Below are 19059 nucleotides of genomic sequence, written 5' to 3' on the forward strand. Positions count from 1 at the left end.
CCTTGACCTAAAGAACGCTTATAACAGCCCTTAAAAGCCGATTAACACCATGTCTTAACTTATAAGAAAGACCATATGTTGATTTTATCACGTTTTACTTTAGTTGTAAAGAAATTTTTTTAATGTATGACAGATTTGTATAGTCGATATTTTACGTAACTTATGGCGTTTAATTGGTTATTTAGTATCTCTAAAACTTAACGAGTTGCTTTTATAACCAAAGTAAAAGGGTTAATACGGTAACCATAATCTCTACGCGATGATCCAGGCCAACCAACTGTTTGAATCACATCATTACGTTCGATGTTTAGTCCTAATTTTTTAGCTAAGGTGGTTTTTATTGTTCTTTGGATTGTGTTTAGTGGTTTTCTGATGTGATGTTCTGGATCTGCTTCTGGATCAAGATTTAGGCGCTTTTCTATTTCAGTTATGCTAAGCAACATGTGTTTTTCAGGAGGTAATTCTTTTTTACAATCATTCAAAAATTGTTCAAATAATATGCGAAAAACCTTCATACATGCTACAGCTTTCTTATTTAGAATCTCTATATTGTTTACGTAAAGTGAGCCCTCTATCAATTGCAACTTTAGTAATTCTTTCTCTTTAGAAGGTTCAATTAGATTAAGTGCAGTATGTAAGATTTGCATTGAAGTATTTGGTATGAACTCTAGTACTCCTCTTTGTGCTGCTTCTTGGAATACTTCAATTAAAGTCTTATGCTGAAAGAAAAGGTCAACCATTTTTACTATGGGCAAATCAAGAGGTATGTTTGATGGATTTTTTCTCAGTATTATTAATACAGTTGGATTAGCTTTAAGCTTATCTATCGTTAAGAATGTTGGATTGGTGCAAAAATCAAGAACAATGAGATTTACAAATTGACCTTGTCCACCAACATGATAAACTCCACTTTCCACTTTTTGCCACATAAAATTTGTATCACTTAGCTGACCTTCAAACCAATTCATAAATTTCTCTGGGTTAAAATATACAGATAAGCGGTGAAATCTTTGCTTCTTGTAGGTATTAGGCAAAATATCACGGTTGCAATTTTCACAAATTATATTATCGCATGCTTCGTTAAAGTCCTCATCAATGAAAATCTCATTGTTACAGTATGGATCAACTATATTTGGCCAATCTAATTTATCTTGTCTACGAGAGCAGATAATGTAAGACCTCTCTTGCATCTGAATTAATTCAAGATCTGACAAATACCTTGCTGCTTTGATGTAATTTTGATTTGGATTAACCCAAGAGCTGCCAGAATTAAGAAGATCAGAGATTTGCTCTTGGCAAGATTGTAAGACCATAAAATTGTTTTATGTATGCTTTAAAATCCTCTCTTTCCCTTTTATTCAGAGGATGTTCAGAGTAGTAAATTGCTATGTACTCATCACTTCTCTTGAAAAATAAGCCTATCTTTTTGCCTTGAAATATTACTTTAATCGACTCTATAAGTGGCACTATGTTTCCTACAAATGGCTTTAAAACATGCAATTCCGGTGCAATAGGATCATATGGAGCGACAGTCAAAGTGATATTAGTATAGCTGTAATTGAAACGATTTGACTGAAACTTTAACTCAAAAACACGAATATTTGAATCAGATTCATTAATACAAGTTTCTATAAATTTATGCACCTGTTCCGCGAAGTTTTTATCCTGCACATCTACAAAAATACATTCGCAGCCAAAGTAACAACTTGCAATGCTATTTGCTATTTCTATAGCTTGATCAATATTTCTAGCACCAAGATCTACCTGAGTGCCATTTAGTAGAAAATCCAAAATCATCCACTCTGCCTTATGGCCATGAATAACTTTGTTTGAATTTAACAACAAATCTATATCGCTAGCTTTGCGTATTAACACATATAAACGATTCTGATGATAGAAGAAACCTTGTAGTTGATTCTCGAAACTGTCATTTCTCTTAATGTTATCTTCTTTCAGTATTTGTTGTATGATTTCCTCTGAGATAAAGTCCTTAAATGGAGTACTTGGTCGTCTTGGTATTTTTTGTAAGGCAAAAGACATGAAACTCTTTCTTTGTATTTTTTCAAAGTGATAGACAGACTTTAAAAGATTGTAATCTGCATGAAACAGTAGAAACAGCAAAGACTTTTTATCATATTTATTATTATTTTTTACAAGGTAGGATTTCATGAGTTCCGTAGTTAATGCAGATCTTGCAATTTCACTGACAGTAACTTCTAGTTTTGCACGGTCAAAACAGGTAATCAAGTAGTAAGTAACGAGAGAATCGGAATAATTAGCAATCACTTTACGTTTGTATTGTACAGATGTATTATCGTAACTTTCATCATCAAAGAGTTGAGCATTTAATTTATCTTTAAAGGAGTTTTGAAAAATAATATTTAATTGCTTACCAGAAAGTGAATCTATCCAAGACTGACGTATTTTTGTATTGTGAAAACGATCAAGCAAATGGTTAACAGGGACTTCTAAATCATCTTCCCAAAATTTACGATTTGGATAAATGTTCATAAGAAACTAACCACACCACAATAACATAATAGACTATTTAAATAGTTAAGATAGAAATCTGAAAGTCTTGACCAATAATTATGCAAGGGCTGTTTACTGATTTTTAACCAAGTTTTTTCTAAAAAGTTTGCTTAAGAAGAAGATTTTTTGGACAAAAATTTTTCAAATCCTGAATATATATTATATAGCACTCTAGCAAAACAAATTCTGAATATAAATGTCAACCCTAACACTGGACCTTGGCAAACAAACAGGCTGGGCAATTCTAACCAATGGAGTAATTGAAAGTGGAAGCAAAAGTTTTCATGGTAGCCGTTTTAGCGGAGGTGGCATGTGCTTCTTGAATTTTCGTAATTGGCTCAATTCTTTGAAAGACATTTCTGCAGTGTATTTTGAGGAAGTGAGAAGACATCTAGGAACTGATGCAGCGCATTGCTATGGCGGTTTTCTCGCAGTTCTGTCTGCTTGGTGTGAAGAGAACAATATTCCCTACCAAGGTGTTAATGTTAAAACTATCAAACGCTTTATAGCAGGCAAAGGCAATGCAAGTAAGAGTGAAGTTATTGAAGTGATACGTGAAAAAAGTTTTTCACCTCGAGATGATAATGAGGCGGATGCTTTGGCATTAATGTTCTATGTTAGTAAAGATATTAATAAGACGAAAAATCCATAAAAAGTGGGTCCTTTCGGCCATACTGGCGGGTTTGGTGGGTCAGACCCCAGACCTTCTTTAGCGTCAGACATATTTTAAATATTAACTTTTTAATTAGTATAGCAATTATATGAATTTAGCAATCCACTACTATCCTGTTGAAAACCTAGTTGAATATGATCGTAATCCACGTAAAAATGACAATGTGGTCAACAGAATGTGTGCTTCTATTCGAGAATTTGGCTTTCGTATTCCAATAGTTGCAAAAAGCGATGGCACTGTGGTTGATGGTCATTTAAGACTTAAAGCAGCAAGAAAACTTGGTATGGAGAGTATTCCAGTGGTTTTAAGTGATAATTTAAACGAACCACAAACTAAAGCTTTTCGATTACTGGCAAATCAATCAGCTAATTGGGCAAAGTGGGATGATGAGCTTTTGAAAGTAGAAATTCAAGAGTTAGAAGATTTACAGTTTGATCTTAAAATGACAGGATTTGAATTAGAAAAAGTTCAACATTTCCTTGATGATTTAGATAGTGAAAAAGAAGATCTTTCTGACTTAGCTATTGATGACAAAAAAGTAACAAAACCAGGTGATCTTTGGATTTTAGGTGATCATCGAATCTATTGTGGTGATAGCTCTGTAGTTGAATCATATAAAGCGCTGTTAGATGATAAAATGGCAGATATTACTGTGTGTGATCCTCCATATAATGTTGATTATGGTAGCAGTCAGGAGAGAGAAGATAAAAAAATATTAAATGATAATCAAGGTGAAAAGTACGAACTTTTTCTCTACGACATCTGTTCCAATATTTTAGCATATACGAAGGGAGCAATTTACATCTGCATATCATCATCAGAGTTTTCAACGTTGCAAAAAGCATTTGAGGAGGCAGGAGGAAAATGGTCAACATTTATCATTTGGGCAAAGAATCACTTTACGCTAGGCAGATCAGATTATCAAAGACAATACGAAGCAATGCTCTACGGTTGGAAAAGCGGTAATAAACGTGAGTGGCATGGCGGTAGAAATCAAAGCGATCTGTGGTTTTATGATAAGCCAACACACAATACACTACATCCAATGATGAAGCCAGTAGAGCTAATGGAGAGAGCAATAGTAAACAGCAGCAGACCAGGAGACATAGTACTTGATCCATTTAGCGGTTCTGGAAGTACACTGATTGCATGTGAGAGAACAGAAAGAATTTGCAGGACAATAGAGCTAAATTTGTAGATGTAACCATAAAACGTTGGCAAATATATACCGGAAGAGATGCCCTTTTAGCCAGTACTGGTAAAACTTTTGCGGAAATTCAAGAAGAAAATTCGTAAAAAGGAGCAAAAAGAGAGGAGGAAAAGAGTGGAAAAAATCACGCAGACGGAATGGGCAAGAGAGATAGGAGTATCAAAGCAATATGTCTGTTATTTAGTAAAAAAAGGAATAGTTAAGTTGGAGGATGGTTTGATCGACCGAGAACAAGCAAATGAAGCGGTAGCAGCAACAAGAGATCCAAGTCAGCCACTGAGGAGGAAAAATCCAGAAAACGAAAATACAAGTAACCTTTCCACAATGTTGCTTAAAACTCGAATAAAAAATGAAATGGAACGAGGTAAACTACTTGAGGCGAAAGCTAAGGCTGAGATAGGAGAACTTGTAGCAGTAGAGGAAGTAAAGCGCGATGCATTTAACGTAGCAAGAGTTGTCCGTAATAATTTGCTTAATATTCCAAATAGAGTTTCAGCGCTACTTGCATCACTGAGTGACACTAAAAAGATTCATATGGCGCTAACTGAAGAGATTACAAACTCACTTGAAGAATTATCTAACGCTAAATTTTAATAATGTCTGCTTTAGAATTAATAAAATGCCTCATCAATCAACCTGGAGTGGATGTTAATGTCAGAGGATCAAACGGAAAGACACCGCTGCATTATGCAGTAGAAATTAACGAGCTTAGTATGGTTGCGCTCTTACTGAACAGGAAAAATATTAATCCACTGATCACTGATGATGATGGTAAAAGTGCCCTGGATTGTGCAAGAGAAGAAATATTACAAGCGCTAATTAATAACAAATACGGATCAGAGGAAGATAGCTTACTTCACTTAGCTGCGATGTTGAATGAAGCAAATGCTGTAAGGTTTTTACTCAACAAAGGGGTTAATGTTAATGAACAGAATGCTTTACTACACACACCATTACACTTAGCGGCAGGAGCTGGACATGAAGAAATAGTAGAGATTTTAATTAGAGAAGGAAATGCGGACAAAGATGTTCTTGACACAAGAAACCATGCAGCAATTCATTATGCAGTAAATAACAAGAAGCTAGAAGTAGTAAAATTGCTTTCAAATCTTGGTGCAAATGTCAATGTAGCTGGTAGTGGCAGAAATGCAATGAAATTGTCTTCTTTGCACGTAGCTATAAGTAGTAGTAATTACGACGAAAGAGACTTATGTTTAGATATTGTAAGATGCTTAATAAATGCTCCTAATGCTGGGGTCAATTTACAAGATTATGAAAATAAAACACCACTACATTATGCTGAAAGACTTAAAACAGTAGAAGTATTACTAACGCGAGAAGATATAGACCCTTTGATTAAAGACGATAATGGCAAGACACCATTTTGTTGTGCAAAAGAAGCAAATAGATTAGATATAGTAAAGATTTTAGTAAGTAATAGATATGGAACTGATAAAAACAGTTTGCTTCATTTAGCTGCCAGAAAAGGATATGCAGATCTAATAGACAGTATTCTAGGTGAAGGAGTTGAAATAGATGTTGTAGATGAGAGTGGAAAAACGGGAATTTATGTTGCTGCAAAGCAAGGTCACTTTAGCGTAGTAAAGTTGTTGCTAAAGAGAGGAGCAGATGCCACGGATGTTTTTCAGTATGCAATAATAACGAACAACGCAAAATTAATAAAACTACTGAGTAAAGAGAAGGAAATAGTGTTATTTGGAAGACAGAAGAACTTTCCAACATTTCACGTTCTGAGTAATAAATATTTGGAAGAAAGGAAAATAGCAGATAAAAAAATAAAGAAATATAATAGTATCATCTGTATTTCTATAACAGTATGCGCAATAGCGATAGTGGGAATTTACCCTAACATTATAGCTGCGGTAATGGTGGGAATAGTTGCGCTCATAGCTGCAATAACAATGAGTAATTTAACTCAGAAGTACATGGAAGAAGCACTTGAAAAGAAAATGTTTACTGAACTCGAAAGTGAGAAAACAAGTGAGTGCAGTTCTGTTTTTAGTGATGTGGAAATATCATCTAATGATAATGAAGAGCTAGCGATATGATATACGCCACATCTTTTTCTGAAGGTTTAAGACCAGATTCGTCGCTTAAAGTATCAGAGTGGGCAAATGAATATCGAGTTTTAGCGCCAACTGCAGCATCAGAGCCAGGTAAATGGAGAACAGAGAGAACGCCATATCTTAAAGAAATCATGATCTCCATCCTCGCCAGCAGAAAAAGTAGTATTCATGAAAGGAGCGCAGATTGGAGGAACAGAAGCAGGAAATAATTGGATAGGCTATATCATAGATCAAACACCAGGTCCAATGTTAGTTGTGCAGCCAACAGTTGAAATGGGAAAACGTTGGTCAAAGGGAAGATTTGCACCACTGATTGAAAGTACACCATGTTTAAAAAGTAAAGTAAAAGACCCAAGGTCAAGAGACTCAGGCAATACTGTACAAAGTAAGGAATTTCCAGGTGGAATAGTAGTAATAACTGGAGCAAATAGCAGTGTGGGACTTCGCTCTATGCCAGTAAAGTATCTCTTTCTTGATGAGATAGATGCATATCCAGGAGATTCAGGAGGAGAAGGAGATCCAGTACTACTCAGTATTGCACGAACTAATACATTTGCACGGCGAAAGATTTTTTTAGTATCAACACCAACGATTCATGGAATAAGCAGAATTGAGAAAGAATTTGAAGCAACAGATAAGAGATATTTTTTTGTACCATGTCCGCATTGTAATTACTATCAAGTTCTAAAGTGGTCACAAATAAAATGGGAAGATAAAAATCCAAATACAGCACACTATATATGTATAGAATGTGGTAAAAAGATAGAAAATCATCAAAAAACAGAGATGCTTGAGCGTGGAGAATGGAGGCCTACTAATAGAGTAAAAGGTGAGAAAAAAGGATTTCATCTTTCAAGTCCAGTTGGCTGGTATAGTTGGACTCAAGCAGTAGAATGCATGCAAAAGAAAGTGAACAATTACTAAAAGTTTGGATAAATACCACACTTGGAGAAACCTGGGTAGATAAAGGAGAAGTACCAGACTGGAAGCAATTATTTAACAGGAGAGAATTTTTTCAGATTGGCACAGTACCAAAAGGCGAAGTAATCCTCACAGCAGGAGTAGGTGTCCAAAAAGATCGTCTAGAGGTGGAAGTTGTAGCATGGGGAAAAAGTCGTGAAAGTTGGTCAATAGACTACCGAGTATTTGAAGGAGATACAGGAGGTGGAGAAGTATGGGGAAAACTCTCTGAGCTCTTAAATCATCATTTTATCGGTAAAAATGGGCTTGAATACATGATAAGCATGATGGCAGTAGATGCAGGGTATGCAACACAGGAAGTTTACAATTGGGTAAGAGGTCATCAAGGCTCTGGAAGAGTAATGGCAGTGAAAGGTGTAAATAAAGCCCTAGTGCCACTTAGCAGCCCAAGTAGAGTAAGTTGGAGGGCAAAAGCTGAAAAGAGGAATAAAGCTCTGGCCAGTAGGAGTATCGATATTAAAGTCAGAGCTTTTTCAATTACTTAATGTTTTAAAAGAAGGTGAAGAAGCTCCAGCAGGATATTGTCACTTTCCGGAGTATGCACCTGAATATTTTAAACAGCTAACAGCAGAGCAATTAGTCAGCAAGGTAGTAAAAGGATACACTAAACAAGAGTGGCAAAAGGTAAGAGAAAGAAATGAAGTACTGGATTGCCGAATTTATGCGAGAGCAGCATCTATTGCACTTGGAATTGATCGTTGGCCAGAGAGTAAATGGAATAGTTTGAGTGGAAAAATGGAAAGCAAAAAGCCCAAAAAATTAAGACAGAGTAAATGGCTTGGTAATCAAAATGTACAGTGAAGAGTATTTAACTCAAGTTGAGAAAGCAATTCAAAAACTGCAAAGCGGAGAGCGAGTAGTATCAATTGCATATGGTGACCATGTGGTGAGATATGCTGAAGTTCAGATAAATGATTTGCTCAGCCTCAGACAACGCATCAAAGGTGAACTAAAGATTGCTGGAATGAAGCCTAAACGAAAGATTATTTTTGCAACAAATAAAGGAGTTATATGAGGGAAAATTTTCTGAGAAAAGTTGTAAAAGAGGAATATTCTGAATTTTTAGAGCAATTAAAAACTTTCATAAAACTATGGGACAATAGAGAGAGTTCAGTAAATGGAATAATAGATTTGTCACATTGGCAAGAAAATGTGGATTTTGAGTTAGCTAAAGAGAGTGGTATAGTTGGAGTAATTCATAAGGCAACGCAAGGAACAGAGTACATAGATTCAAAATACAAAGAAAGAAGAAAAGAAGCTGAAGACTTGGGTCTATTATGGGGTTCATATCATTTCGGTGTAGGGGAAGATGGAAAGGATCAAGCAAATCACTTTTTGAATACAGTGGGTAAAGCTAAAAATACAATTGTTGCTCTTGATATTGAAGAGAACGAAAGTGGAAAAAATATAGAACCAAGACAAGCAGAAGATTTTATTAAAAAAGTTCAAGAAGAAACAGGGCGTTCACCTTTAGTGTATGGAGGTGCTAATTTTTTGAAAGATTTTGCCACACCAATTTTGACTAAATGTTCATTATGGATAGCAAGATATGGAGATCAACCTGTTTTACCGCAAGGCTGGAATAAGTGGATTTTATGGCAATACACCGACGGTAAAAATGGTCCAGAGCCACATGAAGTAAGTGGAATCGGAAAATGTGACAGAAATAAATTTAACGGCACATTAAAAGAATTAAGAGAATTTTGGTTAGTATGATGCTGAAAAATTTCAAACAACTATTTAGCAAGCCAAAAATCAAAAGTTCAGCCTGGGATGCAGCAGGCTCAGGAAGAAGGGTAATGTATTGGCAAGGAGAAGCGGGAAGCATAAATAATTTGCTTTCTCAAAGCCTTGAGCACTTGCGTAGCCGCTCTCGTGATATGGTAAGAAAAAATCCATATGCAGCAAATATTATTGATACAATAGTAAGTAACTCTATTGGAACAGGAATAAAATCGCAATCAAAAGCAAGAGATGGAGAATTTCGAAAGAAAGTACAAGAATTATGGCTAAAATGGACAGATGAAGCAGACAGTAGTGGAGTAAGTGATTTTTATGGATTACAAGCTCTAGTATGTAGGAGTATGATAGAGGGAGGAGAATGTTTTGTACGTCTGCGGATCCGAAAACCTGAAGATGGTCTATGTGTACCTCTGCAATTACAAGTACTTGAGTCTGAACATTTAGATAATAAGAGCAATCAAACACTTGCAAATGGCAATATTATTCGTAGTGGCATTGAATTTAACCGACTTGGTCAAAGAGAAGCATATTACTTATTTAGAGAGCACCCAGGTGAAGGTTCGTTTGGAGAATCAGTTAGAGTACCGGCAAATGATGTTTTACATATCTACAAACCTTTAAGACCTGGGCAAATTAGAGGAGAGCCATGGCTTTCTAATATACTGCTAAAGCTTTATGAACTTGATCAATATGATGATGCAGAGCTGGTAAGAAAGAAAACTGCAGCAATGTTTGCTGGGTTTATTACAAGGCTCGATCCTGAGGCAAATATTTTAGGAGAAGGTGAAAGTAATGAGCAAGGAGTAGCACTATCTGGTTTAGAGCCTGGAATAATGCAACTTTTAGACCCAGGAGAGGACATAAAATTTTCAGAGCCATCTGATGTTGGAGGAAGTTATATGAGACAGCAACTGAGGGCAATAGCAATAGGTAAAGGAATAACATATGAGCAACTAACAGGAGATTTAACCGGCGTTAATTATTCATCCATTCGAGCAGGGCTGATAGAGTTTCGCAGAAGGTGTGCAATGTTACAGCATAACGTGATAGTGTTCCAGTTTTGTAGACCTATTTGGAATAGATGGCTAGAGTTAGCAGTACTTTCTGGAGAACTCTGTATAGATGAAAAAGTAGTAAAAGCAGCGAAAGAAGAAGTAAAATGGATACCACAGGGATTTGATTGGGTGGATCCTTTAAAAGATCAACAAGCACAGCAAATGGCAGTAAGAAATGGCTTCAAGAGCCGCTCAGAAGTAGTATCAGAAATGGGTTACGATGTAGAAGAAATTGACCAAGAAATAGCAGAAGATCAAAAGCGTGCTAATTCTTTTGGACTTTGTTTCGATTGTGACGTTAATGTGCCATAAAATACAATAAGGGGAGGAAGGTGATGTGGATAAATAAACCAATAATGGTAGAGAGAAGAAGCTTTGAACTACTATCATTATATAACAGCAAACAACCTATCTTTAAGAATTTAAAGCATTTTCATATAAACCCAAAAGGAATAGCAATAATACGTATTTATGGAGTTTTGACAAAAAAAACAGAAGCTTTTGATCATATTTTAGACATGACTTCGTATGAAAATATTCATGAAGAGATAGAGAGTGCTTTAGAAGATAAAAGCATAGAGACGATTCTACTTGACATAGACAGTCCAGGAGGGGAAGTAAACGGTGTCTTTGACCTAGCTGATTTTATTTATGAATCAAGAGCAAAAAAGAGAATTATTGCAATAGCAAATGATGATGCATATTCTGCTGCGTACGCTATAGCCTCTAGCGCTGAAAAGGTATTTGTGAGTAGAACTTCAGGAGTAGGAAGTATAGGAGTAATAGCAAGTCATATAGATCAAAGTGGGTTTGATGAAAAGCAAGGAATAAAATATACCACAGTATTTGCAGGAAGTAGAAAAAATGATTTAAATCCGCATGAGCCAATAACGTCTGAAAGTTTAGAAAACCTGAAAAGCGAAGTGAATCGTTTGTATGGAATGCTGGTTGAGCTAATAGCACGCAATCGAAACCTTTCTATAGAAGCAATCAAATCAACGGAAGCAGGGCTACATTTTGGCGAGAAAGCAGTAGAAATAGGTCTTGCAGATGGAGTTACAACATTTTTTGAATTTATCAACAATCATAAAAGTAGGAGTGTTAGTATGACAACTATTGAGGAGAACTGTCGTAGAGAAATTTTAGAGATAATAAGATTATGTAATGTATCAAAGATGCCAGAGAAAATAGGAGAATTTATAGAGCAAGGCGTAAGTATTGAGCAAGCCAGGGAAGTTTTAATGGAATTACTTGCAGAGAGAACGAAAAAGACAGAGATACTGAGTGCAATACCACAGAATTCAGGAGAAGATTTAATGATACAGGTAGCAAGAAGTCGTAGGAGTTAAAGTATTTTTATAACCGCCGTATATAGCATTGATAAAAGCGGCGGTAAGCAGTTAAGGAGAGAAATTTATGAGTTGTATAAGCGAACAAAATAATCTGGGTGACCTATTAAAGTATGAGGTGTCAAGTCTATATTCAAGAGATCAGATAACAGTAGCAAAGGGACAAAATCTTAAACTTGGTACAGTAGTGGCTCTCGATAAAGATAACATGATTAAGATAATAGATCCAACTTCAACAGATGGAGCAATAGGTGTAATAACAAGTGATGTAAATGCGACAGAAAATACCAAAGCAGTAATTATTACTCGTGGTGCAATACTAGCAGATCATGCGGTTGTGTGGCCAGCAAATATTAATGAAGAGCAGAAAAATGCAGCAGTAAAGCAACTTGAAGCACGAGGGATCATCATCCGCAAAGGAGTTTAACTAAAATTAATAAGAAAAAAAGGAGAGAAAGAAATGCAAAATCCATTTACAAACGCAGCATTTAGCATGACGGCACTAACAAATGCGATGAATATATTGCCGATAAATTATGGACGAGTTGAAAATTTAAATTTGTTTCCAAGTAAGATTTAGACATATTACCATAGAAGAACACAACGGAGTATTAAGTTTATTACCAACGCAAGTACCAGGGGCACCAGCAACAGTAGGAAAACGCGGCAAAAGAAAGGTAAGAACATTTACGATTCCGCACATTCCGCATGATGATGTAGTGCTGCCAGGGGAAGTACAAGGAATAAGGGCATTTGGATCAGAGAGTGAACTTAAAGCGCTGGCAGATGTAATAACTGATCATTTGCAGCTAATGAGAAACAAGCATGCAATAACATTAGAGCATTTGCGAATGGGAGCGCTGAAGGGAATAATTTTAGATGCTGATGGGTCAGAATTATTAAATCTGTACAACGAATTTGAAATTACACCAAAAGTAGTAAATTTTGCCCCTGGAACAGCAACAACAGATGTAAAGCGTAAGTGTATGGAGGTATTGCGACATATTGAAGACAACTTAAGTGGCGAATATATGACCGGAATTCATGCCTTGGTAAGCCCTGAGTTTTTTGATGCACTAACTTCTCATGCAAAAGTAAAAGAAGCATATGAAAGATGGCAAGAAGGAGCAGCGCTAAGGAATGATATGAGGTCAGGATTTGCGTTCTGTGGTATAATGTTTGAGGAATATAGAGGACAAGCAACTGATCCTGAAGGAACCGCGAGAAGGTTTATAGAAAGAGATACAGGGCACTGTTTTCCAGTAGGAACAGCAAGTACATTTACAACATATTTTGCACCAGCAGACTTTAATGAGACAGTAAATACTCTTGGACAGCCACTATATGCAAAACAAGAGCCAAGGAGATTTGATAGAGGAACTGATTTACATACGCAGTCGAATCCATTGCCAATGTGCCATCGTCCGGCAGTTTTGGTAAAAATTAGTTCTAGTTGATGAATATAGGAAAATTATTGGAAGATTGTTTTGAGCATTTAGGAGTGGAAGCCATATATTGTAATAAAAATAAGGAGAGTATTCGTAAAATAAAAGTGCTAATAAAACGTCCTGAGACTACGTACTCTCTAGGTGCAGATGGAGCATTAACTCAGCAAATTGCCTCAATAGAGATACGCAGTAAGGACGTTACTTCCTTTAGCATAGGTGATTATATCAAGATTGAAAAAAGATTCTATAAGATTTTTGAACCACCGTTAAAAGATTCTTCGGGTGAAGTATGGAAAATTGAGGCAATAGAAAGTGTTTAATATTAAAGTTAGTAACAATATTAATGAAATAATCTCCAATATTGACAGAAAAGAGCAGAAAGTAAAACTGGCAGCTATAAAAGCACTAAATAGAACAGCACTATGGTTAAAAGCGCAAGCAGCTAAGGAAATCAGTGAGGAAAAGAAAAGTTTGATAAGAAAGAGATTAAGAATTTTTAAAGCAAAAACAAGCAGATTAGAAGTGTTAATTAGAGCAAATCTCTATGACATTAGAGCATCGGCAATTGGAAAAACACAAAAAACAAGAAGAGGATCAAAAGTAGGAAAGCATGAGTTTATAGGAGGATTTGCAGCAGTTATGCAAAAAGGAAATAGCGGTATGTTTAAACGTGAAGGAAGAGCAGCATTGCCAATACAAGAAGTAAAGCTACCACTGGAACCTGAAGGCTCAAGAATAATAAAAGACCTTGTTAATTATGAGAGTGAGAGAGAGTTTGAGAAATACTTTAAGCATGAGCTAAACTATATTTTAAAGATATGACAAAGTTCTGGACAGATTTACATCAAGCAATTTGCAGCACACTGAAGGAAGAAATATCAACTATGTTTAAAAATTTTTTATTTGTGTAATTTTGCAACTTCATATGGGCAATAAAACCCCATTTTGTCGTATAAGAATAGAATTTTATATCAAACAGCTACTACCTTGCTTAAGCCAATGAATATGTGCGTTTAGTGTGTGTGTGGACGCACATATTCATTAACTAATTTTAATTATTGCCATGTAAATTTCTAAACATGCAAATTAATTGCTTCTTTAAGTCTGGCATTGGCGATGACTATAATTTTACGCATAAGTGCAGTGAGTGCTACCATCTTTCTTTTACCACTATCAATAAGCTTACAATAAAAAGCAGCAAGTTCTGACTTGGAGTTTCTAGCAGCCATAGCAGCTGTGAAAAGCTTTGAACGAACGTTACTTCTTCCACCTATAATCCTTCGGTAACCAATAGCTTTACCACTTTCCTTAGGATGAGGTGCAACACCTGCAAGGCTTGCAACTTGCCTTTTGTTTAAGGAACCAAGTTCCGGTATAAGGCACAATAAACATTGAGAGGTTTTTCTACCTATTCCAGGAGCTGTTTCAAGAATCTTCTGGTATCGGTTCAGTTCAGGGTTTTCATTGACTATTTTTTGTATAGCTTGATCAAGCTTTTCTACCTGATTATTGAGGAATTCAATAGTTTGTTGACAACTTTCCTTAATGTAATCATTTCCAGGAGTTTTAAGCCTATTTTTTTCTTGAACAAGCATTTTCGTAATATCATCACGACGCTGACAAAGTGTAAATAAGGTGGTTTGTTCTTTTGAGATAGGTGTAAATAGCTGCAGACGTCCACAACGCTCAACACCATATTGGGCAAGCGCTTTTGCATCCAGATTGTCAGTCTTTGCCAAAGTTCCATGAGATAGAATGAAGTTTTTAACTTGACGAGTATTAGCACGATGCACAGCAATGTTTCTGTCAATAAGAAAATACAATAAGCCAAGCTCATAGCCTCCTGTAGCTTCTAAAATTATCATGGAATTGGGTAAGATATTTGAAAATTTTTGGTAAAATTGTTTCCAGCCAGAACAACTATTGTCAAACTTGATAACACTTTTTTGTTCATTCACTGCAATGACAAATTCAAGTTTTCCGATATCAATGCCAATAAAATTTTGATAAGATATAACCATAAAGAACCTCGAGAGTTTAAGTTAAAATTTAAGATTGTAAACAGGTGCATATGTATGTCCCAAACAACTATTCAAACGTCTCGAAGGATAGGCTTGAGTACCTTGATATCTACGTATGTGTAATACTACCGTCTTACGGTCGCTCAAGCCTTTGATAACTATATTTTTTTATAGAGCTACCTTCCTTCTTGCTTCTTTTATATCATATTTCCAACTTACAACCGTCTATACAGACATGTGAAATTTATCCATCGATAAGAAAAGAATTATTAGCGCCAGCGTTATTTGTAGAGCTTGTGAGTTTAGAATCGGGAAAAGATCCTGGAACTGAAGAATTAGCTCTGAAAGCAAGATTTGAAGCTAGAATAGTAGTTGATAGAACAATCGAAAATGCTCCTCTTATTGTCAGAACATTAGCTGCTGAGGTTGCGAAAGTAGTAAATAAAAATACTTGGAACGTGAAAAATGTTTCACCGGGAGAATTTATATCAGGAGGAGGAGATGACTTTAGACCAGAGCTCGATGCATATTTAGTGTGGATGGTTGAATGGGTGCATACAATACACGTAGGGCGATCTATTTGGAAAGAAGGAAAATTTATGCCACACAAAATAGAAATCGGTGAAATAAATGTTAGAGAGTAATTTTGCTATTTCAGAGCTGCAAAGAAAGTTAGCAAACATTGTACGAATAGGAGTTGTAAAAGAAGTAGATTATGAGAAAGCAAAAGTAAGAGTGAAGATAGGAGAACTTTTAACAGATTGGTTGCCATGGATAACAAGCAAAGCAGGAAAAGATAGAAATTGGTCTCCGCCAGATATTGATGAGCAAGTAGTTATACTTTCCCCGCTGGGAGAATTATCTTTAGGAGTAGTACTTCCTGGAATATATCAACAAAAGTACGCTGCACTAGAAAATAAAAAAGAAATAAATAGTGTAAAATTTCAAGATGGGACAAAGTTTACATATGATAAAGAGAAGCATCATTTAGAGATTGAAGTAGTAGACAAAATAACACTGAAGGCTGGGGAATCGAGTATAGAAATGACAAAGAGCGAAATAAGCCTAAAAGCGAAAAGAATAAATCTAAATTGAGGAAAAGGTGAAGATAGTACATCTAGGAAATCAGTGCGGAGAAGCTATACCGCATTTTTGTATTAGTGGCAGTAACAATGTTTTTGTCAATGGTAAGCCAGTTTGCCGTAAAGGAGATAATTTTACAGAAGGAAGAGTATTAATTGAAGGATCAAAAACAGTTTTTGCCAATGGGTTTGGAGTGGGAAGAGTTGGTGATATGGTTTCTTGTGGTTCCAAGGTGATCAGTGGTAGCAATAGTACGTTTGCAGGCTAAGAGTGAAAGGAATGAATAAAGAAACAGGTAAGGAATTAGAAGGAATAGGACATCTGAAACAATCAATAATTGATATATTAACCACTCCTATTAACAGTAGAATAATGAGGAGAGATTACGGGTCTAGGCTATTTGAATTAGTAGATAAACCAATCAGTAGAGATTTAACACTAGAAATTTACGCAGCAACTGCAGAAGCTTTGGAAAAATGGGAAAAGAGATTTAAGTTAGAAAAAGTAAAAATTACAGAAGTAAAAGAAGGAAAAGTAACGCTTGACCTAGAAGGATTATACGTACCAAGTGGGAAAAACATTCGCTTTGATGGGGTTGTAATATAAAGATGCAGCAGACTAACATTATTGAGCCACTGAACTTCGAAGAAATTCTGTCTCGGATGAGGGAAGAATTGGTGAAGCGTGACGCAAGTTTTACAGCATTAGTTGAAAGTGACCCAGCGATAAAGATTCTGGAGGTAGCAGCATGGCGAGAACTTTTGCTCAGAGAAAGAATAAACGAAGCTGTAAAGGGTAATTTACTGAAATTTGCAGTAGGAGAAGATCTTGATAATTTAGCTGAATTTTATGGAGTAGAGAGACAAAAAGAGGAAAATGATGAACGATTTAGAAAGAGGGTAAAAGCAAAAGTAAAAGGCTGGAGTACAGGAGGAAATTATCGTTATCATGCACTGTCAGCAGATAGTAGAGTAAAAGATGCGTTAGTAGAATCACCTATACCAGGAAAAGTACAGATCTCGATTTTATCAACACAATTATCCACAACTGGCATAGTGTCAGAAGAACTACTTGAAATTGTAAAAAAGCAGGTTACTAGAGATGATATAAGGGTTTTAACCGATACAGTAACAGTAATTGGTTGCAATATTACGGAAATAGATATTCACAGCAGAATGAGCATAAGTCCTGTAATATCAGAGGAAGAAATCAAGAAGCAGTTTATTAAGAAATTTGAATTAGCAAAAAGATTAGGGTGGAGTGTAACAAGATCTTGGATAATAGCAAATCTATTTGTAGAGGGTGTAGAGAATGTAGAATTAATAGAACCAAAAGAGGATGTTGTGGTACTGGGGAATGAGTGTGCGGTGCTTAGCTACGTCAAGTTAGATAGGATTTAAAACGTATTTTTTTGCTTTGTGCCAGTGAGAGGATTACGTGCAATAAGTGGTTTAAGGTTTACTGGATAAAAATGACCAATGTTATGCAGACGAAAAGACTCTCCTTCTCCTAGCTGTTGCAACTTATTTTTTAAGGTATTAACAATATAGTCAAATATCAAAGAAAGTATTTTTAATACCGAGAATATTTTTGTTTTTTATCAGTTCTGCAATGATCTCTTGCTCACTCATAAGCTACCTAAATAAAGGAAATTAAAGCAACTTGAAAGAAAAGACAAATGAAAAGTTTATTACTGCCAAACGCAACAAAGCAAGAGCAAGCACTGGTTGATGCAATAGATTATAAGGTTGATCCAAGCTGTATCAAAGGATTTAAGTTTAATCTTAAAGAAGAAACATTGCCGTGGATAATAGAAGAATATGGTTTAGAAGAAATACTGCGCTGGGTAAAAGATAGAAGAAAAGCCATAGTAGAAGGAGTAAAATTTCAAAGACTGAGAGGAACTCCAGCATCACTAAAAATAGCACTAAAATGGGCAAATATAGAAGATATTACAATTATCGAAGAACCACCTGGTAAACATTTTTTCGAGTTGCAAATAGGAATAAAAGATGTTCCAAATGACTTTTTTGTGGATGCAGTAGTAGAACTTGCAAAACTATCGTTACCAGCAAGATCTCGACTAATGAGGATTTTCAATGATCACTATAACGTTTATAGGTTTATTTTAGATGAAAGTTTATTTGGAAGTTTGTTATCAGACTACTCTGGTATAAAAGTTGAAAAAAATGGGCCAGTGTTATCGTTTGGAAGAATAAATTTTTTCAGTTCTAGAGGTCCGTTAGTAGAGATTGTAGACAACTATTTAAGAGAGCATTATGAGCAAGCATTTAGTAATGACATATATCGATTAGATGTAGCAGTACTTGGAGAAACAGAGCCTCACACAAAGGATTACAAAGGTATCTATGAAAGAAGTCATCAGTGGTACAACTTAAAAGCACTATATCCATTACCACAGAGTTTATTACCATCGATTAAATTTGCAAAAGCGCAGATAGTATTATCGGATAGTTGGAATTTAGGAGAAATAAACACATGTTTTCCAGTTGGTAGTATAGAGGAAAGAGGGAATAAATTTGTATTGGGAAACGATAAACTTTCAGGGCAACATTGGAGTTTAAAACACAAGCCAATTTTAGAAAGGTTTAGCGTTACTCACAACTATAAAGTAGAAAATTATACAGATCAGAAGGTCAGAAAATATGTTTTAGCAGAACACAACGTTTACTATAAAAATGATTTAGAGCAAAAAGACTCAATACACGAATTAGAAAAGCACATTTTAGTATTTTATCCAGGAGTACTGAAGTGGCACGAACATCGACATTTGCACAGAAGTTGGAAAAATAGTCAAGTAATATCTATAATAAGTTAAGTACTTATATTTAGACCCTCATATATTATATTAATAAT

The 19059-nt window shown here is 35.6% G+C and carries 19 protein-coding genes and 3 pseudogenes; 19 read left to right on the forward strand and 3 right to left on the reverse strand.

Annotated features, from left to right (window positions below; all coding sequences use genetic code 11):
• Positions 1-197: 197 nt before the first annotated feature.
• Both ABLO99_RS05055 and ABLO99_RS05060 read right to left on the reverse strand, forming a co-directional pair.
• Positions 198-1214 (reverse strand): hypothetical protein, encoded by a 1017-nt coding sequence (locus ABLO99_RS05055; protein WP_349967019.1) that lies wholly within the window; start codon positions 1212-1214, stop codon positions 198-200.
• Positions 1215-1278: 64 nt separating this feature from the next.
• Complete coding sequence (locus tag ABLO99_RS05060) at positions 1279-2511, reverse strand: hypothetical protein (RefSeq protein ID WP_264376971.1); 1233 nt, start codon at positions 2509-2511, stop codon at positions 1279-1281.
• Positions 2512-2728: 217 nt separating this feature from the next.
• Here ABLO99_RS05060 and ABLO99_RS05065 point away from each other — a divergent pair, with 217 nt between their 5' ends.
• The 13 genes and pseudogenes from ABLO99_RS05065 (at position 2729) to ABLO99_RS05125 (ending at position 13900) form a co-directional block, all read left to right on the forward strand.
• On the forward strand, positions 2729-3184 hold the full coding sequence (locus ABLO99_RS05065; protein WP_349967020.1) for a Holliday junction resolvase: 456 nt from the start codon (positions 2729-2731) through the stop codon (positions 3182-3184).
• A 109-nt stretch (positions 3185-3293) separates the two neighbouring features.
• Positions 3294-4501: pseudogene (locus tag ABLO99_RS05070) on the forward strand (DNA modification methylase).
• A gap of 28 nt (positions 4502-4529) precedes the next feature.
• On the forward strand, positions 4530-5009 hold the full coding sequence (locus ABLO99_RS05075; RefSeq protein WP_349968482.1) for a hypothetical protein: 480 nt from the start codon (positions 4530-4532) through the stop codon (positions 5007-5009).
• 2 nt (positions 5010-5011) lie between these two features.
• Positions 5012-6484, forward strand: coding sequence for an ankyrin repeat domain-containing protein (locus ABLO99_RS05080; protein ID WP_349967021.1), 1473 nt, complete (start codon positions 5012-5014; stop codon positions 6482-6484).
• Positions 6481-8284: pseudogene (locus tag ABLO99_RS05085) on the forward strand (phage terminase large subunit family protein). The gene ABLO99_RS05080 and the pseudogene ABLO99_RS05085 overlap by 4 nt, the downstream one beginning before the upstream one ends.
• Positions 8274-8498: a gpW family head-tail joining protein gene (locus ABLO99_RS05090; protein WP_349967022.1), complete on the forward strand. Its 225-nt coding sequence runs from the start codon at positions 8274-8276 to the stop codon at positions 8496-8498. Before ABLO99_RS05085 ends, ABLO99_RS05090 begins: the two are co-directional and overlap by 11 nt.
• Positions 8495-9199, forward strand: a complete 705-nt coding sequence (locus ABLO99_RS05095; RefSeq protein ID WP_349967023.1) for a glycoside hydrolase family 25 protein — start codon at positions 8495-8497, stop codon at positions 9197-9199. Before ABLO99_RS05090 ends, ABLO99_RS05095 begins: the two co-directional genes overlap by 4 nt.
• Positions 9196-10593, forward strand: coding sequence for a phage portal protein (locus tag ABLO99_RS05100; protein WP_349967025.1), 1398 nt, complete (start codon positions 9196-9198; stop codon positions 10591-10593). The genes ABLO99_RS05095 and ABLO99_RS05100 overlap by 4 nt, the downstream gene beginning before the upstream one ends.
• Before the next feature lie 23 nt (positions 10594-10616).
• Positions 10617-11630 carry a S49 family peptidase gene (locus ABLO99_RS05105; protein WP_349967027.1) on the forward strand — a complete coding sequence of 338 codons (1014 nt, stop codon included), beginning with the start codon at positions 10617-10619 and terminating at the stop codon, positions 11628-11630.
• Between the two features lie 67 nt (positions 11631-11697).
• Positions 11698-12057 carry a head decoration protein gene (locus ABLO99_RS05110; RefSeq protein WP_349967030.1) on the forward strand — a complete coding sequence of 120 codons (360 nt, stop codon included), beginning with the start codon at positions 11698-11700 and terminating at the stop codon, positions 12055-12057.
• Between the two features lie 33 nt (positions 12058-12090).
• A pseudogene (locus ABLO99_RS05115) lies at positions 12091-13087 on the forward strand (major capsid protein).
• The gene (locus ABLO99_RS05120; protein ID WP_264377060.1) at positions 13087-13398 is read left to right on the forward strand and encodes a hypothetical protein; all 312 of its coding nucleotides are present in this window, start codon (positions 13087-13089) and stop codon (positions 13396-13398) included. Before ABLO99_RS05115 ends, ABLO99_RS05120 begins: the two are co-directional and overlap by 1 nt.
• A 19-nt stretch (positions 13399-13417) precedes the next feature.
• Positions 13418-13900, forward strand: a complete 483-nt coding sequence (locus tag ABLO99_RS05125; protein ID WP_410543684.1) for a phage tail protein — start codon at positions 13418-13420, stop codon at positions 13898-13900.
• Between the two features lie 251 nt (positions 13901-14151).
• On the opposite strand, the gene ABLO99_RS05130 is transcribed toward ABLO99_RS05125, so the two are convergent.
• Positions 14152-15099 (reverse strand): IS110 family transposase, encoded by a 948-nt coding sequence (locus ABLO99_RS05130; protein ID WP_349967034.1) that lies wholly within the window; start codon positions 15097-15099, stop codon positions 14152-14154.
• Between the two features lie 170 nt (positions 15100-15269).
• On the opposite strand from ABLO99_RS05130, the gene ABLO99_RS05135 reads away from it, so the two are divergent.
• From ABLO99_RS05135 to ABLO99_RS05165, 6 genes are all read left to right on the forward strand, one after another.
• Entirely contained in the window at positions 15270-15743 is a 474-nt protein-coding gene (locus ABLO99_RS05135; protein ID WP_349968462.1) for a hypothetical protein, read from the forward strand.
• Positions 15730-16194 carry a phage baseplate assembly protein V gene (locus ABLO99_RS05140; RefSeq protein ID WP_349967036.1) on the forward strand — a complete coding sequence of 155 codons (465 nt, stop codon included), beginning with the start codon at positions 15730-15732 and terminating at the stop codon, positions 16192-16194. The genes ABLO99_RS05135 and ABLO99_RS05140 overlap by 14 nt, the downstream gene beginning before the upstream one ends.
• Positions 16195-16201: 7 nt before the next feature.
• A complete protein-coding gene (locus ABLO99_RS05145) occupies positions 16202-16450 on the forward strand; it encodes a PAAR domain-containing protein (protein WP_349967037.1) in 249 nt (82 codons plus the stop codon).
• A 2-nt stretch (positions 16451-16452) separates the two neighbouring features.
• On the forward strand, positions 16453-16788 hold the full coding sequence (locus tag ABLO99_RS05150; protein WP_349967039.1) for a GPW/gp25 family protein: 336 nt from the start codon (positions 16453-16455) through the stop codon (positions 16786-16788).
• A gap of 2 nt (positions 16789-16790) precedes the next feature.
• Complete coding sequence (locus ABLO99_RS05155; protein WP_349967041.1) at positions 16791-17582, forward strand: baseplate J/gp47 family protein; 792 nt, start codon at positions 16791-16793, stop codon at positions 17580-17582.
• A 278-nt stretch (positions 17583-17860) separates the two neighbouring features.
• Positions 17861-19021, forward strand: a complete 1161-nt coding sequence (locus ABLO99_RS05165) for a phage tail protein (protein ID WP_349967044.1) — start codon at positions 17861-17863, stop codon at positions 19019-19021.
• Positions 19022-19059: the final 38 nt, after the last annotated feature.

This window comes from Wolbachia endosymbiont of Armadillidium arcangelii, from assembly GCF_040207875.1.
Lineage (GTDB): Bacteria > Pseudomonadota > Alphaproteobacteria > Rickettsiales > Anaplasmataceae > Wolbachia.